The organism is Fodinibius sp. Rm-B-1B1-1 (genome assembly GCF_038594945.1).
GTDB lineage: Bacteria > Bacteroidota > Rhodothermia > Balneolales > Balneolaceae > Fodinibius > Fodinibius alkaliphilus.
Map to the genome: position 1 here is coordinate 700662 of NZ_JBCFYD010000002.1, position 23043 is coordinate 723704.

Here is a 23043-nt window from a genome sequence, read left to right on the forward strand (position 1 = left end):
ATCTAAATCTAAAACAATGACTATTCAAGCTCTAAAAACATACTCAATCCTAAATGCCAAAAACGTAGTTGGGTGGCGTACAGATAGAAAGATCGTCGTTTTTTCAGTGGATGATTATGGGAATGTACGGGTTGATTCGAAGGCTGCTCGTCAACGGATGAACCAACATGGGTTAAAGGTTTATAATCGTTTTGATGCTTACGATACGCTTGAAACCAGAGAAGATATTGAGGTTTTATTTGAAACGCTGATGAGTGTAACAGATTCCAATGGTCGTAACGCTGTATTTACTCCTTTTGCAGTGCCATGTAATATCAATTTCGAAAAAATGGCAGCAAACGGGTATCAAAAATATGAGTATGAATTGCTTCCTCAGACTTTTAGTAAATTGTCATCCCAACAACCAGAGGCGTATGATGGGGCGTGGGAATTAATTCAAGAAGGAATCACAGAAAAAATATTTCTTCCGCAATTTCATGGAAGAGAGCATTTGAACCTGAAGATCTTTGAAGAGAAATTAGCTTCTAACGACAATGAGATTCTTACTGCACTTAAAAATCGTTCGTACACCAGTATTTCTGCAAAAAACTACGAGACAATTACACCATCTGCAGCATTTGAATTTTGGGATGTAAAGGAAAATGATCGATTTAAGGATGTGATTTGTGATGGTTTGCGAGCATTTAAGGATGTTTTTGGTTATCCGGCTGTGCATTTTAATCCGCCGGGTGGACGAGAGCATCCCGTTATACATAAAGCCTTGTACGATAATGGGATTAAATATCTTGATACGCCTCTGCTAAAGAACGAGCATCAAGGAAAGGGGGATTACAGGACGGTTTTTAACTATACCGGAAAGCAAAATACGTGGGGACAAATTTACTTGGTTAGGAATGTTGTTTTTGAGCCCACTGATGATCGAGGTTTGGATTGGGTCGGATATGCGATGAAACAGATAGAGACAGCATTTCGGTGGAATCGTCCGGCCATAATAAGCTCACATCGCGTAAATTTTTGTGGTCACATCGATGAACAAAATAGGGCTATAGGTATTACAGCATTACAAGAATTGCTTGATCGTATTATTGCAAGATGGCCAGAGGTAGAGTTTTTATCAGCGAATGAACTTGGGGAAACTATTGAAGTTACATAACAAGAGGAGGATAACATGAATTGGAGAAAGCCATTATTTTGGGGTTTGGATTATTTAAGAGGGGGAGAAGTACACAAGCACTATCTGGATGTTAAGGAGATGCTTGAAAAAGGGCATGGACATCATACGAATAAAAATGATTACCTGAAGCGAGTATTAACCCATGCTGTAAATACAACTCCATTTTATAGTCGGTTTAGTTATACAGATCGTATTACAGACTTTCCAGTGATAAATAAAAATACCGTGCTGGATCATTTTGAAGATTTCAAGTCCCGAAAATTTAAAGGGGAAAATCTTAAAAAAATAAGCACCAGTGGATCGACAGGAGTACCACTAAAACTATATCACGACAAGGGTAAACAAAATCGGCAGCATGCCGAAAATATCTATTTTAATGAGTTAGGAGGATTTGAGGTTGGGGATCGACTATACTATCTCAGGGTTTGGAATGAAACAAATGCACTTCATCCCGTAGAATTATTTTTGAAAAATATTGTGCCCGTTGATGTTTCAGACTTATCGGAAGAGCAAACCAAGGACCTTATAGGTCAACTATCAAAAGATCATAGCAAAAAGGCTATTTTGGTGTACCCATCTACATTAAAAGCCATAAATCAGAATTTAGATAGTTTGGGTATCACGAAGGTAGATTCTGATATAACATGTATTTTTACCATGGCCGAAGCATTAGACCCGCAAACAAGAAAAGAAGTAGAAGAAAAGTTTGGGTGTCAAATCTTATCCCGATACTCGAATTCTGAAAATGGATTTTTAGGGCACCAGGTTGCATCATATCGTCCTGAGTATTTGGTGAATGTAGCCAGTTATCATATCGAAATATTAGATTTTGAAAAGGATAAACCAGTCGATTTTGGCAAATCCGGACGAATAGTAGTTACAGATTTATTTAATTATGCAATGCCACTCATCAGATATGATACCGGAGATATTGGGGTAATCACAAAGGTTCAAGAACCGGGCAAAGAACAATTATTATTCTTCCAAAGAATTGAAGGAAGAAAACTGGATTTTATTCACTCTACCAATGGGAAACGCTTATCCCCGCATTTCATTGATTATGCATTAAGAAAATATGACAGCATCAACCAGTTCCAGTTAGTTCAAACCGGGAAAACAAGCTATACCTTAAAGTTGAATACATTTAATACTACTGAGTCATTTTGTAGGGATATAAAATCAGCCTTGAAAAAATATGTGGGTGATGATGCCTCAATAAGCATTAAATTTGTGCATGAAATACCATTGTTGTCCTCTGGGAAAAGACAGTTTGTGGTTAATGAATTAAATTTAAATTGAGGATGAATAAATGTATCTAATTGTTAAACGAATAATAGATATTGTTTTTTCAATGGTTATTCTGGCATTGCTGAGTCCTCTTGTGATATTGATTTCGATACTTCTTTTTATCCAAAATAGGGGACACCTCTTTTTTTACCAGCAACGTATTGGCTATCAGGAAAAACCGTTTTGGATCATAAAATTTAAAACAATGTCGGATAAGAAAGATGCCGAGGGACACCTGATGCCCGATACCGAACGAATTACAAAAGTCGGAGAGTGGGTGCGCCAGCTTTCTTTGGATGAACTTCCTCAACTTATCAATGTATTGAAGGGAGAGATGAGTTTAGTGGGGCCGCGTCCGCTGTTACCCAAGTATGTGCCTCTATATTCTGAACGACAACATCACCGGCATGATGTAAAGCCCGGTATAACTGGTTGGGCCCAGGTAAATGGACGGAATTCTATCAGTTGGACCCAAAAATTTGAGCATGATCTATATTACGTTACGCACCAGTCGCTGTATTTAGATCTGAAAATATTATGGCTAACGTTTATAAAAGTATTGCAGCGTGAGGGGGTAAATCAATCTGAAATGCGTCCCATGCAACCATTTGATGGAACAAATTAACTATTAGTAGACAAAATGATGAAAAATATTCTAATAACCGGAGTGGGTGGGCCAACACCACGATCTTTTGTACGAGCGGTAAAATTGATAGATCATACCCCAGAAAATCAGTATCGATTTATTGGAGTAGATTGTAATCCACTGGCATATGGTTTGTATGACAAGTCGCTTTTTGATCAAAGCTATGTGATTCCACGTGCTGATGATGAGGCTTATTGGTCTGTGATTAATAATATCATATCAAAAGAGCACATTGATGCAGCCATCATTTTGCCAGAAGAAGAAGTACTGGAGTGGGCTAAAAATCGTTCGAGGTTAGACCAGAGAATTCATACCCATCTTCCTGATTACCAATTGGCCCGCGCTCTTGTAAATAAACACGCCATGCATAAGCAGCTGGCAGGTTCTTCTTTAATTCCCAAATTTATAAAAATAAGCCCAACCTCTTTTAATTATCAGCTAATTGTTGACAAAATAGGTGAGCCATTTTGGATTCGTAGTACCAAAGGTTCCAGTGGATTGGGTTCGCTTAAAATTGAGTCTGAAGGAGCGCTTCGTCAGTGGATTTCCATCAATCCTAAAGTAAATGAGTTTATTGCAACGGAGTACTTGCCAGGACGCAATATGGCGTGCAAGATGCTCTATTTTGATGGAGAGCTCAAACGAACAGCTTGTGCTGAGCGTATCAACTATATTATGGCTAAAGTAGCCCCGTCAGGAGTCACCGGAAATACATCGTTTGGAAGGCTTATAAATGAGCCTAAGCTTGTGGAATTATCTGAACAAGCTCTGCAAATGATATCTTCTGCAACAGGTGCTAATCTGCATGGTATATTCACCGTCGATTACAAAGAGGATAGATCAGGAACTCCCAATATAACTGAAATTAATGTGCGGCATGTTGCTTTTACATCCAGTATTGCAGCGGGGGGAGCCAATCTGCCAGCTGATACATTGTTGGCTTTGTTTGATGAGAATATCAATGGGATGGAGCGAATCGATTACACATACAGCGAACCGTTCATCTTTTTACGGGATGTTGATGCAGAGCCGATCATTATGAGTGAAGAAAACTTGCTCAAAGAATACAACATAGGATCCCATGTTGCTTATCAGCCCTAAGGGTATATACGGGCAAAGTCTAAGAGTGAGTGTCTGCTGTTGTTGATATTTTCTGTGATAAAATCCTGAATATGATTCAATTCGACATCTGACTGTGTATCAGTGAGGTTGAGTTCATATGTAGGAATTCCCAACCTTTTTAGAAATGTAAGGTTCTCCTCAGCTACTTGGTGCGTGTACAAAACCAGCGTTTCCAGCTGTTCGTCATTTAATTGATTATGGATGGTACTTACAGAGCCTGTTGCTGTTGCACGGGTCTGAATCCGTTTGATATTATCTTTAGCACTTAGCGTACAGTAAATGATGGCTCTGGGCAAAGTATCAGCTGTGACTTTATGTTCTTGGATATATTTTAGCCCATGGTGTGTTTTACACGGACCTTCAGCAAAGATAACAGTGGGCATGTAGCCGAAGGCTTCCATGATAAACAGTTTATTCAGGGATTTGATATGCCAGCTAAGGAAACTACTTTTATTTATTGCAGATATACGTAAGGGCATTTTATTAAGGGCTTCGAATTCTGCATCAACGAAATATTCATATTTTTTCTTTATCGAGTTAGCTATTTGCGAAGCTTCATACTGAACGATGGTGTTAGCGAGGCCAAGCTCCTTATATTTGCTTACGTTAATTTTGTTGAGTACGTACAGGAGCTGGCTCTTGGAGCTGCCTAATTGCTTCCATTTCAATGTGTTGGCAATATTGATTATAGCTTCCTGATAGGTTTTCCACCTCTCATTCTTTCTTCTGTTGACAAGGGCTTTTAAAAGTGTTGATTTACCAACGCCGGGAGGGCCAATAATTTCTATATAATTCATCTGTTTAGACCATAATCAGATAGCAGGGGAGAAGCCTTTTAACGGTAATGAGTGAAGCTTCATTTATAACGTATATACCTATAGTCTCCAGAAAAGTTCTTCTGCTTAATTTGTAAGAGAGAAACCCACAGTGGAATAAGCGGAACGATGGGTTTTATATAGAATAGGCCTAAAAGGTTAAACTCTCAGGAAGATGACGTTAATCATACTTATTTATCATCTTCCCTTGTTTTTAAAACAAAACATACAACGAGAATGTTAATGCGATGTTTTGAGGTCGAAAGAAAAATAGTTTTTCGCTACCAGAATCAATGATTGAAAACTGAGCTCTTGTTTCAAATCCAACCTTATTGTAATGACCGCGTTCAAGTCCCAATCCAAGCATAGGACCTACATCATAATTAGAATATTGAGGCGTTACATCATTAGAAAATCCCCCTTCGAATTCAATGCCGATAGGAGCGCCTCTATTTGTTCCTTCAAATCGGGCATCCAATAAATATCCACCAAAGAGTCCCCCCGAAATATGATAGGTGGTAATAGAACGCTTACGACCATATACGTTATATTGATTTTCAGCTGTGGAGAGTTGGAGCAACAAAGGAAGCTGAATATAGGTTAATTCTGTTCGACTATCTGTTTCAAATTCGACTCCTCTTAACGTAAAAGAGTCATCGTATTTGGCACCTAAAAGTATTATGGATGGCTCTAACTGAATACGAAGAGTAGAACTGATATTTGCCCGTCCTATCAGACCAAGTTGATAACCTACCGCAACATCAGGATTTAATCGGATGCGGATATCATCTTCGATAAACCAAAATTTGTTGAGGTGAGAACTAACCGTGAGCCCCGCCGTAGGTCCCCAGTCTATATTTTGTGCTTTCGCATTGTTAGTAAATCCTGAAATAATAATGAGGATAATGATGAATGTCGTTAATAAAATCGCTCGAATGCTGCTCATCGTACGTTTTAATTTTATAGGTCTGTTGATATTCTTGTTTTCAGTATCACGAACGTTGATTGTTCTATGTCTCAAATTTAAAGCCCAATCCGCCACTGATGTAAGTGTTTCGTTACTCTTACTTATGCAAGAATAGGTCCAAATTGCTTCGAGAAATTTAAATTTCCTATGATGAACATCATTTTTTATAGAATAAGAAATCGACAGCTTTTCGTATAGATAGCTATCATAATTTTTATCAACGGCGGCAGCTTTTTAGTGAGTATGAAGTAATATACTCAGTAATTTCGTAGCTGCACTTAACGATACGATTTTAAAAAAAATACGTAATAATTACTCACACCACTTGTAAAGGTGACGGTTAAAGAAACAACAAGCGGTATAATTATGCGGTTCTGAACGTTATACCAGCATAAAATATGTTTTGGCACCTGTTGGCATAGCTATTGTATCTACTTAAGCAAAACTGCGGTAAGCGGACAACAGTAACAAAAGATTTTGTAACAATAGCGATATGAAAAAAGCCGGTGCTCGTATTTACTTATCCTCACCGCATATGGGCGGTAATGAGATTAACTATATAAATGATGCTTTTGAGAAAAACTGGATTGCTCCATTGGGAGAAAATGTGGACGGTTTTGAACGAGATCTACAAAATTACACAGGTCGAGCACATGCTGCAGTCGTAACTTCGGGAACTGCTGCTATTCACTTGGCTTTAATGCTATGTGGGGTGGAGGCCGGGGACGAAGTTATCTGTCAATCATTAACATTTGCAGCATCGGCTAATCCTATTTTGTACCAAGGGGCAAAACCCGTATTTGTGGATTCGGAGACTACGACCTGGAATATGGATCCCGATTTGTTGGAAAAAGCTATTCAGGATCGTATCCGTAAAAAAGGGACTCCCAAAGCTATCATTGTAGTGCACTTGTATGGAATGCCCGCCCCAATGGATCGAATTATAGAAGTCGCAAGTAAATATAATATTCCAGTAATAGAAGATGCTGCAGAAGCGCTGGGATCTACATTGGGGGATAAAAAATGTGGGGCTTTGGGTCAATTTTCAGTGCTTTCTTTTAACGGAAATAAAATTATTACAACATCGGGAGGTGGTGCATTACTTGCCGATGATGGAGAAGTAATTAATAAAGCCCGGTTTATTGCTACACAGGCACGAGATGATGCTCCTCATTACCAGCATTCCAAGCTGGGTTATAATTATCGGATGAGTAATATTGTGGCAGGCATTGGCCGGGGACAGATGGAAGTGTTGGATGAACGGGTACGCGTTCGTCGAAAAAATCATCAAGATTATTTCGATTTCCTCAATGGAAGTTGGCTCGATTCTAATCCTGAAAATAACTCTGTAGGATTTACCGGATATTCTGATACGGGACTTTACTTTTTAAAGGAGCCGGAGCGTTATGTTAGCAATCGTTGGTTAACAACGCTGTTGGTACATCCCGATGAGACAGGAGGTATTACTAATAACGATATTCGTTTGGCTTTGGAGGCTCAAAACATTGAGTCGCGCTTGCTTTGGAAACCCATGCATCAACAACCGCTTTATGAGAAGTATCCTTATTACGGAGCAGGAGTGTCGGATCAACTCTTTGAATATGGATTATGTTTGCCTTCGGGCAGCAACCTTACTGATGATCAAAGGGAAGAGGTTTGTTCAGCAATAAAGGCTGTTCTCTCAACAAAACGAGTGGTCGTATAATCGGCCGAACATCCAAGATGATCTTAGATAATAATAGAGAACAAAGGTCGCGTAATATTTACTCGTGACGATGATAAAAATAACACGTTAACTATCCATGATAGCAAGACCTGCAATGTACGCCATTTCGTTTTTTTCAGTTGGGATCGATTATCAGAATCCCTGAGGTCTATAAAATGACGCTTTTGAATAAAGTTATAGGTTGTTGATTCACACTTAACGTTTTGGCATAACTATTGTAACAGGTAATAGGGAAAGAACATCATGGAGAAAAAGGGGAGGAATTTTATGAGTAGTGTAACATTTGAAACAAAGCCTAAATACTTGAATAAATATACGAGAGGGATATTTCTACTGGTGGGAGATACGGCTTCACTCTTTTTGTCAGCAGTGATTGTTTATGGATTGTTAATTCCATTTGGAGCATCACAAAAAGCATTTCCAATAGCTCATACCCTTATTATAGTCGGATCTGTATTGTTTGGATTAATTGTATTTCGGATGTATATGGTCAACTGGCGTTATACCAGTTTAAATGATCTGGGCCGGATTATTCTTGGCATTACGTTGGGCGGAGGTATTGCTTTAGGAGTGGCTCAATTTGCTGTTGGGATGGATAGCTATGAAGCAACCTTTGTAACACTGGTTTTATCTAATGCTGTTCTTACAGTTGGGGGATTTCGTATAAGCAAGCGAATGTATTACGGATTAATAAAATCTCAGAATAAAGAAAATAAACACGCCATAATATTTGGTGGTGAAAGTGAAGGTGAACAGATTTTGCGGGATATTTTGACGAATGAACAGTGGAAGGTATCAGTTTATGGTATTTTCGATGACCGCGTGATGCCAGGGTTATTATTACATGGTGTGCGTATTTTAGGAGGTAAAGAGAGTATGTTTGAATACATTAAAGTACATCCGGTAGATCAGCTTATCGTAGCATACCCACAGTATCCAAAGAAAGATTTGAAAGAGATTATTGATCAAGTAAAGACCATCCGACCCGAAATTGATATCAAAGTATTGCCCTCATTCCACTCGTTAACGGATGATCCGGTTGGCTTTGAGCATGTACGAGAGATCAGTATTGAAGACGTATTAGGACGTGAACCGGTAGAAATTGATTTGCACTCAATTAAAGAAAGCATCAGTGATAAAATAGTGTTGGTAACAGGGGGCGGGGGCTCTATTGGTAGTGAGCTGGTTAGGCAGTGTGCAAATTTAAAGCCTGCCAAGTTAATAGCGCTCGATATTGATGAAACAGAGTTATTCTATATTGAAAACGAGTTTAAAAACAAAGAAACAAGAGTTATCCCCTGTGTAGCAAGTATTACGGACAGTAGAAAAATTGATAAAGTGTTGGCATTGTATAAACCGGATATCATTTTTCATGCAGCAGCATATAAGCATGTTCCCATGATGGAAAGCTTTCCGGGAGAGGCAATTAAGGTTAATGTTGGTGGAACCCGTTTGTTGGCCTCGCTTGCTTGTAAGCATGATGTAGAACGATTTATTATGGTTTCTACAGATAAGGCCGTGAACCCGACCAATGTTATGGGAGCAACAAAACGAGTTGCCGAAGAAATCTGTATGTCTTATAACGGTACGTGCGGTACAAAATTTATGTCAGTACGTTTTGGAAATGTTTTGGGGTCTCGGGGATCTGTGGTACCACTTTTTATTAATCAGATAAAAAATGGTGGACCGGTAACGATTACTGATCCTAAGATGATGCGATATTTTATGACGATACCCGAAGCTGTATTGCTTGTGATGCAGGCTGGTGCTATTGGTAATGGGGGAGAGGTTTTTGTGCTTGACATGGGCGAACCAGTTAAGATACTCGATATGGCAAAAGAACTTATTCGCTTGCACGGACTTGAACCATATCGGGATATACAAATTCAAATTACGGGATTACGCCCCGGGGAAAAGTTGTTTGAAGAACTCTTAAATGCAGAAGAAGGAGTGATAGAAACACAGCATAAAGAAATATTTAAAGCCATATGTAGCCGGAAGCTTTCGGCTACAATGTTGGAGACCCGCATAGATCAACTTTTTGGAGCCCTTGAAAATCAAGATTCATCTTCAATACGGGCGTTACTAAAATCATTAGTGCCAACCTATTCCTTCAAAGAAAAAGAAGGAAAAAGGCCAAGTGAAAACCTCAAGAAGGCAGATGAACCATTATTGATAGGATAATTTTTTAAATAGCTATTCTCATAGCTCTAAACAATGTAATTCAGGAAACGGCAATGTCAGATTCAATTCAAAAATATAATAACAGTTCAAATAGCTTATCCAAGTTTGAGTACGTCCCCCATTTCACACCATCAGGTACTGAAAGCAATGGACTGGATCCCAAGCAAATTATCGCTTTGTTAATGCGATATAAATGGCTGGTAATCTTTTTTCTAATTGCAGGCGGCACCGGCGCGTGGTTCTATGCTGATACCATTGAACCAGTGTACGAAAGCAGGGGACTATTGATGATTAGCTCTAATGGGGAGGCACGTAATGATGAGCTTTCTCAAATAATTTCTCAAGCGACAGGCTATGGAACAAGTTCTACGCTCGAGAATGAATTACAGGTATTGCAATCGAGAACTTTTTCAGAGCAAGTAGCAAATCGCCTTACCGAAAATGAACCAGATCAGTTATATGAGCTGCCCATTTTTTGGGTTACAGATGAAAATGGAGAAAGCTATCGGGCTAGTGAAGCTGTAGTGACTTCTCGTATAAAGAATAATCTCACTTTTATCTTACCTGAAGAGAAGTCAGATGTTGTTCAAGTCGCCTTTAGTAGTACCTCACCACGAGAGGCTACAGAAATTGTAAATCTTGCGATGAAGATATATGTAGAAAATTCTACGCGTCAAAATCGACAGGCTGCAACATCTACGGCCGAATTCTTGGAAAAAGAAAAAGCAGAAGTGAAGCAAAAGCTGGATGAATCGGAAAGACGTCTGCGTAACTATATGGATAATACGGGTATTGTACAGGTTAATGAGCAGACAACGGGCATGGTTCAACAGCAGGCTGATACTGAGCTTGAGCTTCGACGGTTGAGGCTGGATTTACAAACTGTCGAAGAAACTATCGGAAATTATGAGGAGCAGCTTAACCAGGTGAAGCCGGGGCTTAATGAGCAATTTACGAATGCAGTGGGCCCTAAAATAAGAAATGCGCAAGAAGACCTAGCCCGTTATGAGCGGGAGCGAACGCTCATTATTTCAAAGAACCCTGGAGTTTTAGACCGAAATCCTTTGCCGGCAAGGTTACAGTATTTGGATAAACAGATTGCACGTCTCAAAGATGAGATCCAAATGCTTTCAGATCAGCTCTTTACAGAAAATGATGAATACCTGGGTATGGATAGTGAGGATCGGGCACAAATCGTTTCAAATTTGCAGGCACGACTTGTGGAGCTGCGTATTGAGCAAAACCAATTGGCCTCACAAATAGAAGCACTTGAGCAATACCGAGATGAGATGAACACGGATATTAATTCGTTACCTGATGATATAGTGGAGTTGGCGAAGCTACAGCGTGATGTACGAATTAATGAAGAACTTTATGTAAATATCTCCCGCCAGTTTGCTGATATGTCAGTCTGGAAACAATCACAATTTGGTTTTGGCCGCATTATCGATCCTGGTCAAGTCCCTTCCAATCCGGTAAGTCCCAATAAAAAGATACTACTTTTATTGGGGGTAATGCTTGGTGGGTTGGTTTCGGCTGGATTCATTTTTATTAAAGAGTTCCGTGATAATAGTGTGAATGATGTGGGTGAGTTGAAAACAATGTATCTGCCATCAGTTACGGTGGTACCCTCATTTGACAAAATATCTCGCCGCAAGCGAAAGTCGTTTAAAGTAGGGCAAGGAAAAGTTCCTGCCGAATTGGTACTTATGCAAAATCGAGACAGCATATCTGCTGAAGCCATACGAAGATTGAAAAATAATATTATCTATCAATATGGAGATGTACCTCCGAAATCAATTGCGATTACAAGTCCCGAAAAAGGAGATGGAAAATCTACTATCGCGGCTAATCTTGGAATTGCCTTTGCTGAAGAAGGGTTTAAGACAGTGCTTATCGGAGCAGATTTTCGCCGACCGCAAGTCGGTAAATACTTTGGTCTTACGACTAAAAAGGGATTATCTGATTATTTGGAAGGTAATTTGGCTTTTGAAAAATTGATTCAGGAGACTGATCAAAAAAATGTTCACGTTATTGAAGCAGGCCAAAATTCCCATAATCCGGAAGTATTGGGTAGCAGCCTGTTGTTCCGTCAGTTGATGAAAAAGATGGAAGAAACCTATGATGTCATCATTCTCGATACCCCACCATTTGGTATTATCAGTGATTCTACTGCTATTCTGAAAAATGCTGAAGCTACTGTCGTCGTTGCAAAATACAGAAAAACAAATAAGGGCATGTTGCGACGTACTTTAGAAGAGCTTGGGCAGATACAAGCAAATGTAATTGGGGTAGTCTTAAATGATTTTGACTATCGCAAAGAAACGAGCAATTACTATGGCTCGGGCTATTACCACTCGTTGTATACCAATTACGAGACTTATGTTAAATAAAAAAGTTCTATTACCTGATACTATTATTATCCTATTAAGAAAAACAACCATGAGAAGAAAAATTATTTATCTGTTTGTACCGGTTTTTGCCCTGCTTATTCAATGGCCTATGGGGGCAATGGCTCAACAAGTGGCCGAGGGAATGGGGGATCGGTATATACGTGTGGCCGAAATTGGAGAGCTGGCCGATTCAGTAAATGTTTGGGGAGATGTGGGAAGTTCAGGGCGATATATCGTGCCTGAGGGCACTAATATCCCTGAATTGCTTTCATTTAGTTTTGGCTATACCCAACTACGGGGAAATGAGTCAAATATTGACTGGTCTAAAACACAGATCGAAGTAAAAGTATCCCGCTACAATAAGCAAAGAAAATTAGTAGAAGTGGCTATGTTTCGATATCGATACCATGATCCGGAACCTGTTAGAATGTTTGAGTTCGATTTACAAAACAACGACATCGTAAGTGTACAGGTCCGCCGTAAGCCATCATTTACCGATTATGTGGGGGTTGTAGCGCCAGTGGTGGGAGTTATCGCTACCTCATTTTTATTGATAGAAAATTTACGCGGCAACAATTAACAGCTATATATAGCTAATAAATATTTAATCCTTGGTGCGATAACGTGATAACAACCATTCGAAAGTTCATTTATATACTATCTAAAAGAGATGTTATTAAGCTCTTTATTCTATTTTTACTCATGCTTGTGGCCGCGGCGCTTGAAGTGGCAGGTATTGGGATGATTCCTGCTTTTGTAGCCATAGTTGCTGATCCTGGACGCGTACTCAATGCAGAATGGTTGCAACCGCTGATAGGCTTTTTAGATATCACGAATGCTCAAGATCTGCTTATATGGGGATCAGCACTGCTATTGGGTATTTTTATCATCAAGGGAGGCTATATCATAATATTTAACTATTTCGAAGCACGCTTTATTTTCAATCGCCGTTATCAGATTAGTTTTGAGCTAATGCGCTCCTATATGCAAGCTCCGTATGTATTTCATTTGAAAAGAAATACCGCTGAACTACTTCGAAATATCAGCCAGGAAATAAACGTGCTTATTAATAGTGTTATAACCAATATACTGATGATGGGTCGAGAGGGGGTGGTAACATTGGCTATTTTGGCTTTTCTGTTTACCGTAGAACCACTTATTACGCTCCTTGTTATCGCTTTATCGGGATTTGGTGCGGGTACGTTTATCTTGTTAAACAAACGAAAAATGAAAGAGTATGGGGAAGAGGAACAGGTGAGACGTGCAGAAATGATTAAGGCCGTAAATCAAGGCTTAGGTGGTATAAAAGAAGCGCGGGTATTGAACCGAGAGGATGATTTTATTGAAAAATTTCGGCGGGAGGCCTATTACAGCACGCGTCTTATGGCTTATTTGCGATTTATCCAACAGATACCACGTCCCGTTGTTGAAACTACCGCGGTTTTGGGGATGCTGCTTATTGCCGTATTGTTGGTATGGCAGGATCGTCCAATGGGAGCTATCATTCCTATATTAACTCTTTTTGCGATGGCCACTGTACGGTTGATGCCCTCCATCCAGCAATTGGCGACAATGTATACTCGGCTCCGGTATAATATGGTATCGCTGGATCCTATTTACAATGATTTGAAAGAGTTAGAATCTGCTACTAAGGCATTTGTTAAAGATCGGAAAAAAGATATACAGCTATCACTGCGCCATAGTATTGAGATCCAAAATGTAAGTTATTGTTATCCCGATAGTGAAGTGCATGCTTTACAAAATATTTCACTAACGATTCCCAAGGGGCGGGCGGTTGGGTTTGTTGGATCCTCAGGGGCTGGAAAAACAACAATAGTAGATTTAATTCTGGGACTCCTTGAACCCGATGAGGGTGCAATTGCTGTTGATGGAGTGGATATCAGGCAGAATATATCAGCGTGGCAAAAAAACATCGGGTATATCCCACAAAGCATTTACTTGGCAGATGAGACCCTGCGTTCAAATATAGCTTTTGGTATTCCAAAAGAAGAAATCAATAATCAACAAGTGCTAAAAGCTGTAGAGCTTGCACAACTCAACTCATTGGTTGAGCAATTGCCGGAGGGATTAGATACTATTATTGGTGAACATGGCACAAGACTTTCAGGGGGGCAACGGCAGCGAGTAGGGATTGCCCGTGCTCTTTACCATGAGCCTGAAGTATTGGTTATGGATGAAGCGACCTCGGCACTGGATAATATTACAGAACGACAGATCACCCAGGCTATAGAGTCATTAAAAGGAGAGCGGACATTAATTATGATTGCACACCGGCTTACTACGGTCAAGAATTGTGATACGCTTTATTTTATGGAAGGGGGTAAGATCGTAGAAGAAGGGGCTTACGAAGATCTGGTTCGGTCGAATATTCTATTTAAAGAAATGGCTCTTGAGCAGTAGAAGAGTGGGTAAAAAGCTGGGAGAGGGTGAAATATTTACTCGGTAATGATTTCGGGGAAAGAGAGAAATAGCCTTAGAACTCCTAATTGTTAAACAATTAGATATTTATGTACTACTGGCACATTATTTGAATTCCTATTGGTAGTTGAGAGTGTTAAAACAAGATGAATAAAAAAAACGGGGGTTTCCAATGAAGGCAGTAATTCTTGCAGGGGGATTTGGTACACGGTTAAGTGAAGAGACGAGCGTTCGTCCTAAGCCGATGGTGGAGATAGGAGGAAAGCCGATATTGTGGCATATCATGAAAATATATTCCCATTATGGAGTGAATGATTTTATCATTTGTTGTGGATATAAAGGGTATGTGATTAAAGAATATTTTTCCAATTACTTTCTGCATCGCTCCGATATCTCTTTTGATTTACGGAAGAATGAGATGACAGTTTTGCAAAATGATGTTGAGCCGTGGCGGGTTACGCTAATTGATACTGGCAATGGTACAATGACTGGCGGGCGATTAAAAAGAGTAAGAGAATATATAGGTAACGAAACGTTTTGTCTTACATATGGAGATGGAGTTAGTGATGTCAATATCACGAACTTAATTGAATTTCATAATAGCCATAAAAACATTGCTACGGTTACGGCCGTACAGCCAACAGGACGATTTGGAGCATTTCGGTTAAGTTCAGGAGAATATAAAATTAACTCATTTCGAGAAAAGCCAAAACAGGATGATGCCTGGATCAATGGTGGCTTTTTTGTCTTAGAGCCGACCATATTTGATTATATAGCAGGAGATGCAACTGTATTTGAGCGTGAACCGATGGAACAGTTGGCTAAAAAAGGAGAACTCTGTGCCTTCCGACACGATTCGTTCTGGGAGTGTATGGATACGTTGCGGGATAAAAATGTCTTAGAAGATTTGTGGAGTTCCGGTCAATGTCCATGGAAAATTTGGGAACAACCGAAAGAGCAAATATATGTATAATTTTATCATTGTTGGGGGCGGCATCGTTGGGCTGTCTACGGCTTATGCTATCAAAAAAAGGAATCCGGCATCGGCTATTCTGATATTGGAGAAGGAGTCTCACCCGGCTGCCCATCAAACCGGTAGAAATAGTGGAGTTATACATTCAGGGATATACTATAAACCGGGTAGCAAAAAAGCCGAACTTGCGACCCGTGGAAGTGTACGGATGATTCAATTCTGCAAAGACCATGGTATTAAGTATGAGCAATGTGGAAAAGTTATTGTTGCTACCAATAAGGATGAGCTTCCTTATTTAGATATCCTACAAGAGCGAGGAATACAGAATGGGCTTAATGTTCGCAAGATTACAGAAGAAGAGCTTGCCGAGCGGGAGCCGCATGTAACGGGAAAGGCAGCTTTGTATGTGCCAGAAGCTGGGATTGTCAGTTATAAAAACGTTGCCGAAGTGCTTGTTGATCGGTTAAAAGATTATGGCGTTGAGATCGGTTTCAATCAATATGTTAAGGGAATCAAATGTGGTGAAACAAGTTGTGAGGTTAGAACTCAAAATTGTCGTTTCAAGGGAAGATATATTATCAATTGCGGGGGCTTACAGAGCGATCGGATAGCAAATGAGACGGGAGCAAATGTCCAGCATCGCATTGTTCCATTTCGGGGCGAATACTACGAAATTGTTGACGAACGCCGACATCTTGTGAATAACCTGATCTATCCAGTACCTAATCCAAGCTTTCCATTTCTGGGAGTTCACTTTACGCGAATGATTGATGGTAGTATCCATGCCGGTCCCAACGCTGTGCTTAGTTTAAAAAGGGAGGGCTACTCGAAGTATTCTTTTGACTTTGTAGATGCCTGGAGTGCATTAACATATCCCGGTTTTTGGAAACTCGCTGGTAAACATTGGCGGGAGGGATTTCGAGAATTGCACCGGTCGCTGTCAAAGTCTCAATTTGTGAAAAGTCTCCAAAAGTTAATTCCCGAAATACGAGAAGAAGATCTGGTTCCATCCAACTCTGGTGTACGGGCACAGGCGTTGAATAGGGATGGAAGCTTGGTAGATGACTTCTTGATCAAATATCATGGCAGAACCATCCACGTATGCAATGCACCTTCACCGGCTGCAACGGCATCACTCGAAATCGGAGACCAAATAGCCGACTATGTAATGAAACATCAATCTACGGGAGTAGCAGTTTAAATATCTTCTTATAGAAGTAATGGTTTAACGTTTTAGCTTGTGAGTACATCTATGATTATTACGGATAAAAAGTTGGAAATGCTTGAAAAAGCTGATACTCCTATTAAGGTAGGTATTGTTGGGGCTGGTTTTTTTGCTCGTGGGGTTGCTTTGCAGTTTGTGTCTGCAGCTGTTGGAATGCGTTTGGTTGCTATTGCAAATCGAACACCAGAAAATGCAATTCGGCTTTGTGATGAAGTGGGTATCGATGATGTGGTAGAAGTAGAATCACAGATAGTGTTGGATGCAGCTATACAGCATGGCAAAACCTGTGTGACGAACAACCCATTTTTGTTATGTAAGTCTGATAGAATTGATGTAATCATCGAGGCAACGGGAAATATATCTTTTGGGGCTCAGGTTGTTCTTTCTGCTATTGAGCATCGAAAACATGTGATTGTAAATGCGGAACTTGACGGTACGGTGGGTCCCATTTTAAAAATATATGCCGATAAAGCTGGCGTTATTTTTACTGATATTGATGGCGATCAACCGGGGGTAATTATGAATCTCTATCGGTTCATCAAAGGAGTGGGGATTAAACCAGTGCTGTGTGGGAACATTAAGGGGTTGCATGATCCGTACCGAAATCCACAAACGCAAAAAGAGTTTGCAAATAAATGGGGACAAAATGCAGCTATGGTCACGTCCTTTGCTGATGGCAGTAAAATTTCATTTGAACAGGCGGTGATTGCTAATGCTACGGAAATGAAAGTGGCAAAAAGGGGTATGTATGGGCCAACTGTTGATGCCGGTACTGCTATAACAGAAGCTATAAAATCGTACCCTGATGAAGCGTTTACTTTCGAAGCCGGAATTGTTGACTATATAGTAGGCGCCGAGCCAGGGCCAGGCATTTTCATCGTAGGAACTTGCGATCACCCTTTGCAGCAGCATTATTTAAAGCTTTATAAGCTGGGCGATGGTCCGTTTTACTGTTTTTATACTCCTTTTCACTTATGTCATTTCGAAGTACCCAATACTGTTGCCCGGGCAATGTTATTTAACGATGCCACCATTGCACCTGTATCTGCTCCACAGGTAGAAGTAGTGGCAGTGGCTAAGAGAGATCTAAAAGCTGGCCAAAAGATTGATGGAATTGGATTCTATATGACTTATGGGATGTGTGAAAACTCGGAAGTTGTTACCGAAGAGCAGTTATTGCCATTAGGGGCTGCCGAAGATTGCATATTGAAACGGGATGTTAATAAAGACGAGGTGTTGTGTTATCAAGACGTGGAGCTGCCTGAAGGTCGGTTAATAGATCAGTTGTTAGCGGAACAGCGATCCTTTTTTTCTAAGAACATGGCAATTGAATAACTATGTGTGCATCATTGCCTGTAGTCGGGTTGATTCCAGCAGCCGGATTTGCCCGGCGTATTTCATCACAAATTTCAGTAAGCAAAGAGGTATTCCCGGTAATGTTAGCGGATGGATACCGTAAACCGGTAGCCTCATTTTTGATTGACAGTTTTCAAAAAGCTGGCACTGATAAAGCTTATGTGATATTAAGAGAGGGTAAATGGGATATTCCTGAGACGTTAGCAAATGATAAAGCTATTGAACTACCATTAGCTTATATTGTCACTGGATCTACGAGTGGAGTGCCCTTTACCCTGGATAAAAGTTATGGATTTATAAAAGATAGCATAGTATTCCTGGGTTTTCCTGATATTATATTTAGGCCTGTTGATGCATTTCAACAATTACTCCAAAAGCAGGAGAGAACCGATGCTGACCTGGTTTTGGGACTCTTCAAAACCCAGAAGCCACACAAGGCAGACATGGTTTCGTTGGATGGCAAAAATGAGTTGCAGGATATTGTCATTAAACCTGAACAAACATCCCTTTCTTATACATGGATCATTGCACTTTGGACGCCTGCCTTTACGGAATTTCTCCATGATTTTCTTTCCGCAAATGTGTCCCCTAAAGGTCAACAAGAGTTACATATTGGAGAAGTTGTAAGAGCAGCTATTCATTCAAAAATGAAGACCTCATATGTAACATTTGATTCTGGATCTTTCCTTGATATTGGAACACCTGAAGAGCTTAGTACTATACGAGATCAAAGCTGGATGGATGTTTTTTAGGGGTTGGTTGCCAAGAAGAAATAAGGTATTTCTTTATCCGTATAAGTGATTGCTTTTAAGGTGATTAGAGAATAGTTCGAGTAATTATTACTCAAAAGAAAGTAAATAAAACCCTATAGCATTCATGAAGTCATTTCTGATATAAGGAAGTTTCAAAAAGAAAAATGTTAGCAGGAGAAAACAGTACACAAAGTATATATAATGCATCTTGAATTCTCCTCTATAAGTACTACAAGTTGTATTAGAGTTGGCATGACAATTGTATATAAGAAAAGAGGAAGGTTTCAGATTATGAGGCAGTTCCATTTAATGATCAGGTAAATTACGAGAGTCATTTATGCTGAGTGGTTTATTGGGGTAATACGTTGGTTTTAATTTGATAAAAAGAGGGATCTCTATGAAAAAGTTATTGATATATGGATGCGGTTATCCGTCTATTACAAGTTTGGTTAAATATTTAAATATGAGAGGAGAAGAGTGGCAAATAGCGGGGTATCTGGATGACAGCCTTTTTGGAGAAGAGGTTAGTTATCATGGTTATCCCATTATTGGTGATGAGACTTCGATTTCCGCTTTTGTTGAACAGGGATATTATTTTTTCAATAACGTGGCTTCATCGACTGATAAAATGGAAGCGGTGGCTAAAAAAATTGATCGTCATAATGCTAAAATTTGCACGCTTATCTTTCCTGAACCACCGGATATCGATTTGGATACCATTACTGTTGGAGCCGGTTCTATCATTTCTCCACAAGTTATTGTCGGAGCCGGCGTCCATTTCGGAAAAAATGTAATTGTCCGTCAGCAATCAATTGTTAGTCACAACTGCGACATCGGGGATTACTGTTTTATAGGTCCTAATGTTGGAATTATGGGCAATGTAAATATTGGGGATAAGACATTTATTGGCGCAAAAGCGCTGATCAGAAATAATGTTAGCATCGGGAAAAATTGTGTGGTGGGAATGGGAGCTGTTGTAACTAAAGATGTGCCAGATAATACGACTGTTATTGGCAATCCGGCTAAGCCCATTAATCACCTCAATGGAAATGGTAAAAAGCATTCTAAAGATGTGGTCGAGAATGTATCGAAAACGTTATTTATCACCAACAGCTAATACCAGTGAGCAAAACAATAGCTATATCGCAATCCAATTATATTCCCTGGAAAGGTTATTTCGATTTCATTGCAGAGGTCGATGAGTTTGTTCTCTACGACGAAGTGCAGTATACCACTCGGGATTGGCGGAATCGGAATCGTATTAAAACTCCTCAGGGGCCAAAATGGCTTACTATACCGGTCCACGGAAGTCAAAGTGATAGTATTGATGAAGTTGACATTGCTGATAATGACTGGAATGAAAAGCATTGGCAAATACTTCGGCATATATACAATCAAGCTCCATTTTTTAGTTATTGGGAACGGGACATTTTACGACTGTATGAGCAGGCGACATTCAGTCGGTTAAGTGAGATCAATCGTCATTTCCTTGTTGGTATTACTAAGCTATTAGGGATTAAAACTTCTTTTAGCTGGAGTACGGATTATAATGCAAGAGGTGATAGAACTGAACGATTGATATCAATTTGTAAACAGGCGAATGCTGATGTTTATGTTTCGGGTCCGGCAGCCAAAGCATATTTAGATGTAGGATTATTCAACAAAGAGGGCATTACCGTACAATGGATGAATTATGAGGACTATAAAGAGTATCCTCAATTGTATGGGGAGTTTGACCATACCGTTTCAATACTTGATTTATTGTTCAATACTGGTCCCCAAGCGCTTGATTACCTAAAAACAGCTATACAAGTAGAAATATGAGCAACGGTGAGATACTGCATATTACCAAGGACGAAAAATTCATCGACGGTGCGTACTACTTATTTGAGAAAGCATTTCCCAACCGAAATCGATTTGTTGTGCTTAAGCCACCGGCCGATCCGCCGATTCGCTATCTAAATAAAAAATTAGTTGCTAAAGCAGAATTTAAGATTATATCGCGATCTACTATTAAGCAGCTTGCTGACCGGAGTTCAGAATACTCAGTTACGGTATTACATGGACTTAATAATGAACATGCTCTTATCTACTCTTCGGCTGTTTTTAAAGATCGTTTTATGGGGATTATCCACGGAGGAGAGATCTATAACAGTGGTTTGATGGATATAGTGTTAATGGGAGATGAGACAAAAAAATTGTATCAAAACACCTCTCAAACAACGTTTATTGAACGAGCAAAGAATCTTCTTCGAAAAATTAAATACCGTAATCATAAATATCCCAAGCAGGTTGATTTATTACACATTTTGTATCAAATGCAGGTGTTTGGGTCGTTGCCAGGGATATCATATCAGAAATACATTAACGAAAAAATATATAACCCATTTGTACAGCATATTCCTTTCAGCTACTATCCCATTGATTTTATTATCAGTGACAAAGATTTAAGGGTACAGGGAAAAGACATCCTGCTGGGAAATTCAGCTTCTGCAACGAATAATCATTTGGAAGCTTTTGAACTTCTGTCATCAATTAATCTGGGGGATAGAAAAATTATTACCCCTTTAAGCTATGGGTCTGAAAAATATGCCAAAGCTATTGTGGATGAAGGACAAAAACTGTTTGGTGATCAGTTTGTGCCTCTAAATAAGTTTCTTCCGATTGATGAATATAATCGGGTGATAAGTCATTGTGGTATTGTGATAATGAACCATTATCGTCCACAGGCGATGGGAAATATTATTGCTGCACTGTATATGGGCGCAAAGGTTTTCTTAAACACTACTAATGTATACGAATATTTTAAGGGATTAGGGTGCCATATCTTTTTAATTGATGAAGATTTAACATCCCAAAAGAAACCATTCGAACTCCTATCAAGTAATCAGGTGATGCATAATCGAGCTGTATTAGAGGAGTTGTTAAGTACAGCTGTTTTAGTGGAAGAAATGCGAAAAGCGTTTAAAGATATTTTTGATTATAACAATACGTTAAACCAGCAAGAGGTGGCATTATGAAGAAAATGATGAGGGGGGTAAGCAAGGGCATTATTTTAGCAGGGGGCTCAGGTACTCGTTTATATCCGGTCACAAAGGGAATATCAAAGCAGTTAATGCCTATTTATGACAAGCCGATGATCTATTACCCGCTGTCTGTACTGATGCTGGCTGGAATTCGAGATATTTTAATTATAACGACGCCCGAAGATAAAGCCAGTTTTGAGCGATTGCTCGGGGATGGTTATGAATGGGGCATCCATATTCGATACGAAGTTCAACCGCGTCCCGAAGGATTGGCTCAGGCGTTCCTTATTGGTGAAGAATTTATCGGCAATAGCAACGTATGTTTAATATTGGGAGATAACATCTTTTATGGTCACGGATTTCGTCCGCTGCTCGAAGATGTAGTGGATGATTTTTCGGGTGCACGGATTTTTGGCTATCGCGTTAGTGATCCGCAACGGTTTGGTGTTGTAGAAGTGGATAAGTTTGACCGCATACTCAGTATCGAAGAGAAGCCGAAGGTTCCCAAAAGTAATATTGCGATAACAGGACTTTACTTTTATGACCATCAGGTGGTGGATTTTGCGAAGCAGGTGAGGCCATCGGAGCGGGGAGAGCTTGAAATAACATCCATCAATAAAATGTATTTAGAGCAAGGTGAGTTGCGTGCTGAAGTATTGGGACGGGGTTTTGCCTGGCTTGATACTGGAACACATACAGCTATGCAGGAAGCCTCACAATTTGTTGAGATTATTGAAAAACGACAGGGATTGAAAATATCATGTCCCGAAGAAATAGCATGGCGCAGAAAGTGGATTAATGATAGTGATTTACTGGGATTAGCCAGTGATATGTGTAAGAATGGGTACGGAGAGTATCTGAAGTCGTTATTGATTAATGATGACAGAAATAAATGGCAACAAAATGAAGCGTATCCAGCTGTAGAAATGGTATAGGGTTAGCAAGACAAAAGAATAAA

At 39.7% G+C, this 23043-nt stretch carries 19 protein-coding genes; 17 read left to right on the forward strand and 2 right to left on the reverse strand.

The genetic code is table 11. From position 1 onward, the window contains the following. Positions 1–16: 16 nt before the first annotated feature. The 4 genes from AAFH98_RS10350 (at position 17) to AAFH98_RS10365 (ending at position 4208) form a co-directional block, all read left to right on the forward strand. Positions 17–1153 (forward strand): hypothetical protein, encoded by a 1137-nt coding sequence (locus tag AAFH98_RS10350; RefSeq protein WP_342522635.1) that lies wholly within the window; start codon positions 17–19, stop codon positions 1151–1153. Between the two features lie 99 nt (positions 1154–1252). Next, a complete protein-coding gene (locus AAFH98_RS10355; protein ID WP_342522636.1) occupies positions 1253–2473 on the forward strand; it encodes a phenylacetate--CoA ligase family protein in 1221 nt (406 codons plus the stop codon). Between the two features lie 10 nt (positions 2474–2483). Next, positions 2484–3086: a sugar transferase gene (locus AAFH98_RS10360; protein WP_342522637.1), complete on the forward strand. Its 603-nt coding sequence runs from the start codon at positions 2484–2486 to the stop codon at positions 3084–3086. Between the two features lie 15 nt (positions 3087–3101). After that, positions 3102–4208, forward strand: coding sequence for an ATP-grasp domain-containing protein (locus tag AAFH98_RS10365; protein WP_342522638.1), 1107 nt, complete (start codon positions 3102–3104; stop codon positions 4206–4208). Here AAFH98_RS10365 and AAFH98_RS10370 read toward each other — a convergent pair. Both AAFH98_RS10370 and AAFH98_RS10375 read right to left on the reverse strand, forming a co-directional pair. Then, complete coding sequence (locus tag AAFH98_RS10370) at positions 4205–5026, reverse strand: hypothetical protein (RefSeq protein ID WP_342522639.1); 822 nt, start codon at positions 5024–5026, stop codon at positions 4205–4207. The two genes, AAFH98_RS10365 and AAFH98_RS10370, sit on opposite strands and share 4 nt — an antisense overlap. Positions 5027–5258: 232 nt before the next feature. After that, positions 5259–5990: an outer membrane beta-barrel protein gene (locus AAFH98_RS10375; protein WP_342522640.1), complete on the reverse strand. Its 732-nt coding sequence runs from the start codon at positions 5988–5990 to the stop codon at positions 5259–5261. Between the two features lie 514 nt (positions 5991–6504). Here AAFH98_RS10375 and AAFH98_RS10380 point away from each other — a divergent pair. The 13 genes from AAFH98_RS10380 to rfbA all read left to right on the forward strand — a co-directional run bounded on the left by AAFH98_RS10380 (position 6505) and on the right by rfbA (position 23020). After that, positions 6505–7716, forward strand: coding sequence for a DegT/DnrJ/EryC1/StrS family aminotransferase (locus AAFH98_RS10380; protein ID WP_342522641.1), 1212 nt, complete (start codon positions 6505–6507; stop codon positions 7714–7716). A 288-nt stretch (positions 7717–8004) separates the two neighbouring features. Beyond that, positions 8005–9921, forward strand: a complete 1917-nt coding sequence (locus AAFH98_RS10385; RefSeq protein WP_342522642.1) for a polysaccharide biosynthesis protein — start codon at positions 8005–8007, stop codon at positions 9919–9921. Between the two features lie 53 nt (positions 9922–9974). Beyond that, positions 9975–12314: a GumC family protein gene (locus AAFH98_RS10390; protein ID WP_342522643.1), complete on the forward strand. Its 2340-nt coding sequence runs from the start codon at positions 9975–9977 to the stop codon at positions 12312–12314. A gap of 49 nt (positions 12315–12363) precedes the next feature. After that, on the forward strand, positions 12364–12894 hold the full coding sequence (locus AAFH98_RS10395; protein ID WP_342522644.1) for a hypothetical protein: 531 nt from the start codon (positions 12364–12366) through the stop codon (positions 12892–12894). Positions 12895–13016: 122 nt separating this feature from the next. Further along, positions 13017–14735 (forward strand): ABC transporter ATP-binding protein, encoded by a 1719-nt coding sequence (locus AAFH98_RS10400; protein WP_342522645.1) that lies wholly within the window; start codon positions 13017–13019, stop codon positions 14733–14735. Between the two features lie 190 nt (positions 14736–14925). Next, complete coding sequence (gene rfbF, locus AAFH98_RS10405) at positions 14926–15726, forward strand: glucose-1-phosphate cytidylyltransferase (RefSeq protein WP_342522646.1); 801 nt, start codon at positions 14926–14928, stop codon at positions 15724–15726. Continuing rightward, complete coding sequence (lhgO, locus tag AAFH98_RS10410) at positions 15719–16927, forward strand: L-2-hydroxyglutarate oxidase (protein WP_342522647.1); 1209 nt, start codon at positions 15719–15721, stop codon at positions 16925–16927. The genes rfbF and lhgO overlap by 8 nt, the downstream gene beginning before the upstream one ends. Before the next feature lie 51 nt (positions 16928–16978). After that, positions 16979–18286, forward strand: coding sequence for an NAD(P)H-dependent oxidoreductase (locus tag AAFH98_RS10415; RefSeq protein WP_407935505.1), 1308 nt, complete (start codon positions 16979–16981; stop codon positions 18284–18286). Positions 18287–18288: 2 nt separating this feature from the next. Next, positions 18289–19059 carry a nucleotidyltransferase family protein gene (locus tag AAFH98_RS10420; RefSeq protein ID WP_342522649.1) on the forward strand — a complete coding sequence of 257 codons (771 nt, stop codon included), beginning with the start codon at positions 18289–18291 and terminating at the stop codon, positions 19057–19059. Positions 19060–19456: 397 nt separating this feature from the next. Then, the gene (locus AAFH98_RS10425; RefSeq protein WP_342522650.1) at positions 19457–20176 is read left to right on the forward strand and encodes a NeuD/PglB/VioB family sugar acetyltransferase; all 720 of its coding nucleotides are present in this window, start codon (positions 19457–19459) and stop codon (positions 20174–20176) included. A gap of 5 nt (positions 20177–20181) precedes the next feature. Next, entirely contained in the window at positions 20182–20883 is a 702-nt protein-coding gene (locus AAFH98_RS10430; RefSeq protein ID WP_342522651.1) for a WbqC family protein, read from the forward strand. After that, positions 20880–22079 (forward strand): TDP-N-acetylfucosamine:lipid II N-acetylfucosaminyltransferase family protein, encoded by a 1200-nt coding sequence (locus tag AAFH98_RS10435; protein ID WP_342522652.1) that lies wholly within the window; start codon positions 20880–20882, stop codon positions 22077–22079. The genes AAFH98_RS10430 and AAFH98_RS10435 overlap by 4 nt, the downstream gene beginning before the upstream one ends. 8 nt (positions 22080–22087) lie before the next feature. Then, a complete protein-coding gene (gene rfbA, locus AAFH98_RS10440) occupies positions 22088–23020 on the forward strand; it encodes a glucose-1-phosphate thymidylyltransferase RfbA (RefSeq protein ID WP_407935506.1) in 933 nt (310 codons plus the stop codon). Positions 23021–23043 lie beyond the last annotated feature (23 nt).

Coding starts and splice junctions, on each gene's coding strand:
- AAFH98_RS10380 (WP_342522641.1), top strand. CDS start 6,505: ATGAAAAAAGCCGGTGCTCGTATTTACTTATCCTCACCGCATATGGGC.
- AAFH98_RS10395 (WP_342522644.1), top strand. CDS start 12,364: ATGAGAAGAAAAATTATTTATCTGTTTGTACCGGTTTTTGCCCTGCTT.
- AAFH98_RS10360 (WP_342522637.1), top strand. CDS start 2,484: ATGTATCTAATTGTTAAACGAATAATAGATATTGTTTTTTCAATGGTT.
- AAFH98_RS10370 (WP_342522639.1), bottom strand. CDS start 5,026: ATGAATTATATAGAAATTATTGGCCCTCCCGGCGTTGGTAAATCAACA.
- AAFH98_RS10355 (WP_342522636.1), top strand. CDS start 1,253: ATGCTTGAAAAAGGGCATGGACATCATACGAATAAAAATGATTACCTG.
- rfbA (WP_407935506.1), top strand. CDS start 22,088: ATGAGGGGGGTAAGCAAGGGCATTATTTTAGCAGGGGGCTCAGGTACT.
- AAFH98_RS10375 (WP_342522640.1), bottom strand. CDS start 5,990: ATGAGCAGCATTCGAGCGATTTTATTAACGACATTCATCATTATCCTC.
- AAFH98_RS10365 (WP_342522638.1), top strand. CDS start 3,102: ATGATGAAAAATATTCTAATAACCGGAGTGGGTGGGCCAACACCACGA.
- AAFH98_RS10425 (WP_342522650.1), top strand. CDS start 19,457: ATGAAAAAGTTATTGATATATGGATGCGGTTATCCGTCTATTACAAGT.
- lhgO (WP_342522647.1), top strand. CDS start 15,719: ATGTATAATTTTATCATTGTTGGGGGCGGCATCGTTGGGCTGTCTACG.
- AAFH98_RS10385 (WP_342522642.1), top strand. CDS start 8,005: ATGAGTAGTGTAACATTTGAAACAAAGCCTAAATACTTGAATAAATAT.
- AAFH98_RS10390 (WP_342522643.1), top strand. CDS start 9,975: ATGTCAGATTCAATTCAAAAATATAATAACAGTTCAAATAGCTTATCC.
- AAFH98_RS10415 (WP_407935505.1), top strand. CDS start 16,979: ATGATTATTACGGATAAAAAGTTGGAAATGCTTGAAAAAGCTGATACT.
- AAFH98_RS10400 (WP_342522645.1), top strand. CDS start 13,017: ATGCTTGTGGCCGCGGCGCTTGAAGTGGCAGGTATTGGGATGATTCCT.
- AAFH98_RS10435 (WP_342522652.1), top strand. CDS start 20,880: ATGAGCAACGGTGAGATACTGCATATTACCAAGGACGAAAAATTCATC.
- AAFH98_RS10350 (WP_342522635.1), top strand. CDS start 17: ATGACTATTCAAGCTCTAAAAACATACTCAATCCTAAATGCCAAAAAC.
- AAFH98_RS10420 (WP_342522649.1), top strand. CDS start 18,289: ATGTGTGCATCATTGCCTGTAGTCGGGTTGATTCCAGCAGCCGGATTT.
- rfbF (WP_342522646.1), top strand. CDS start 14,926: ATGAAGGCAGTAATTCTTGCAGGGGGATTTGGTACACGGTTAAGTGAA.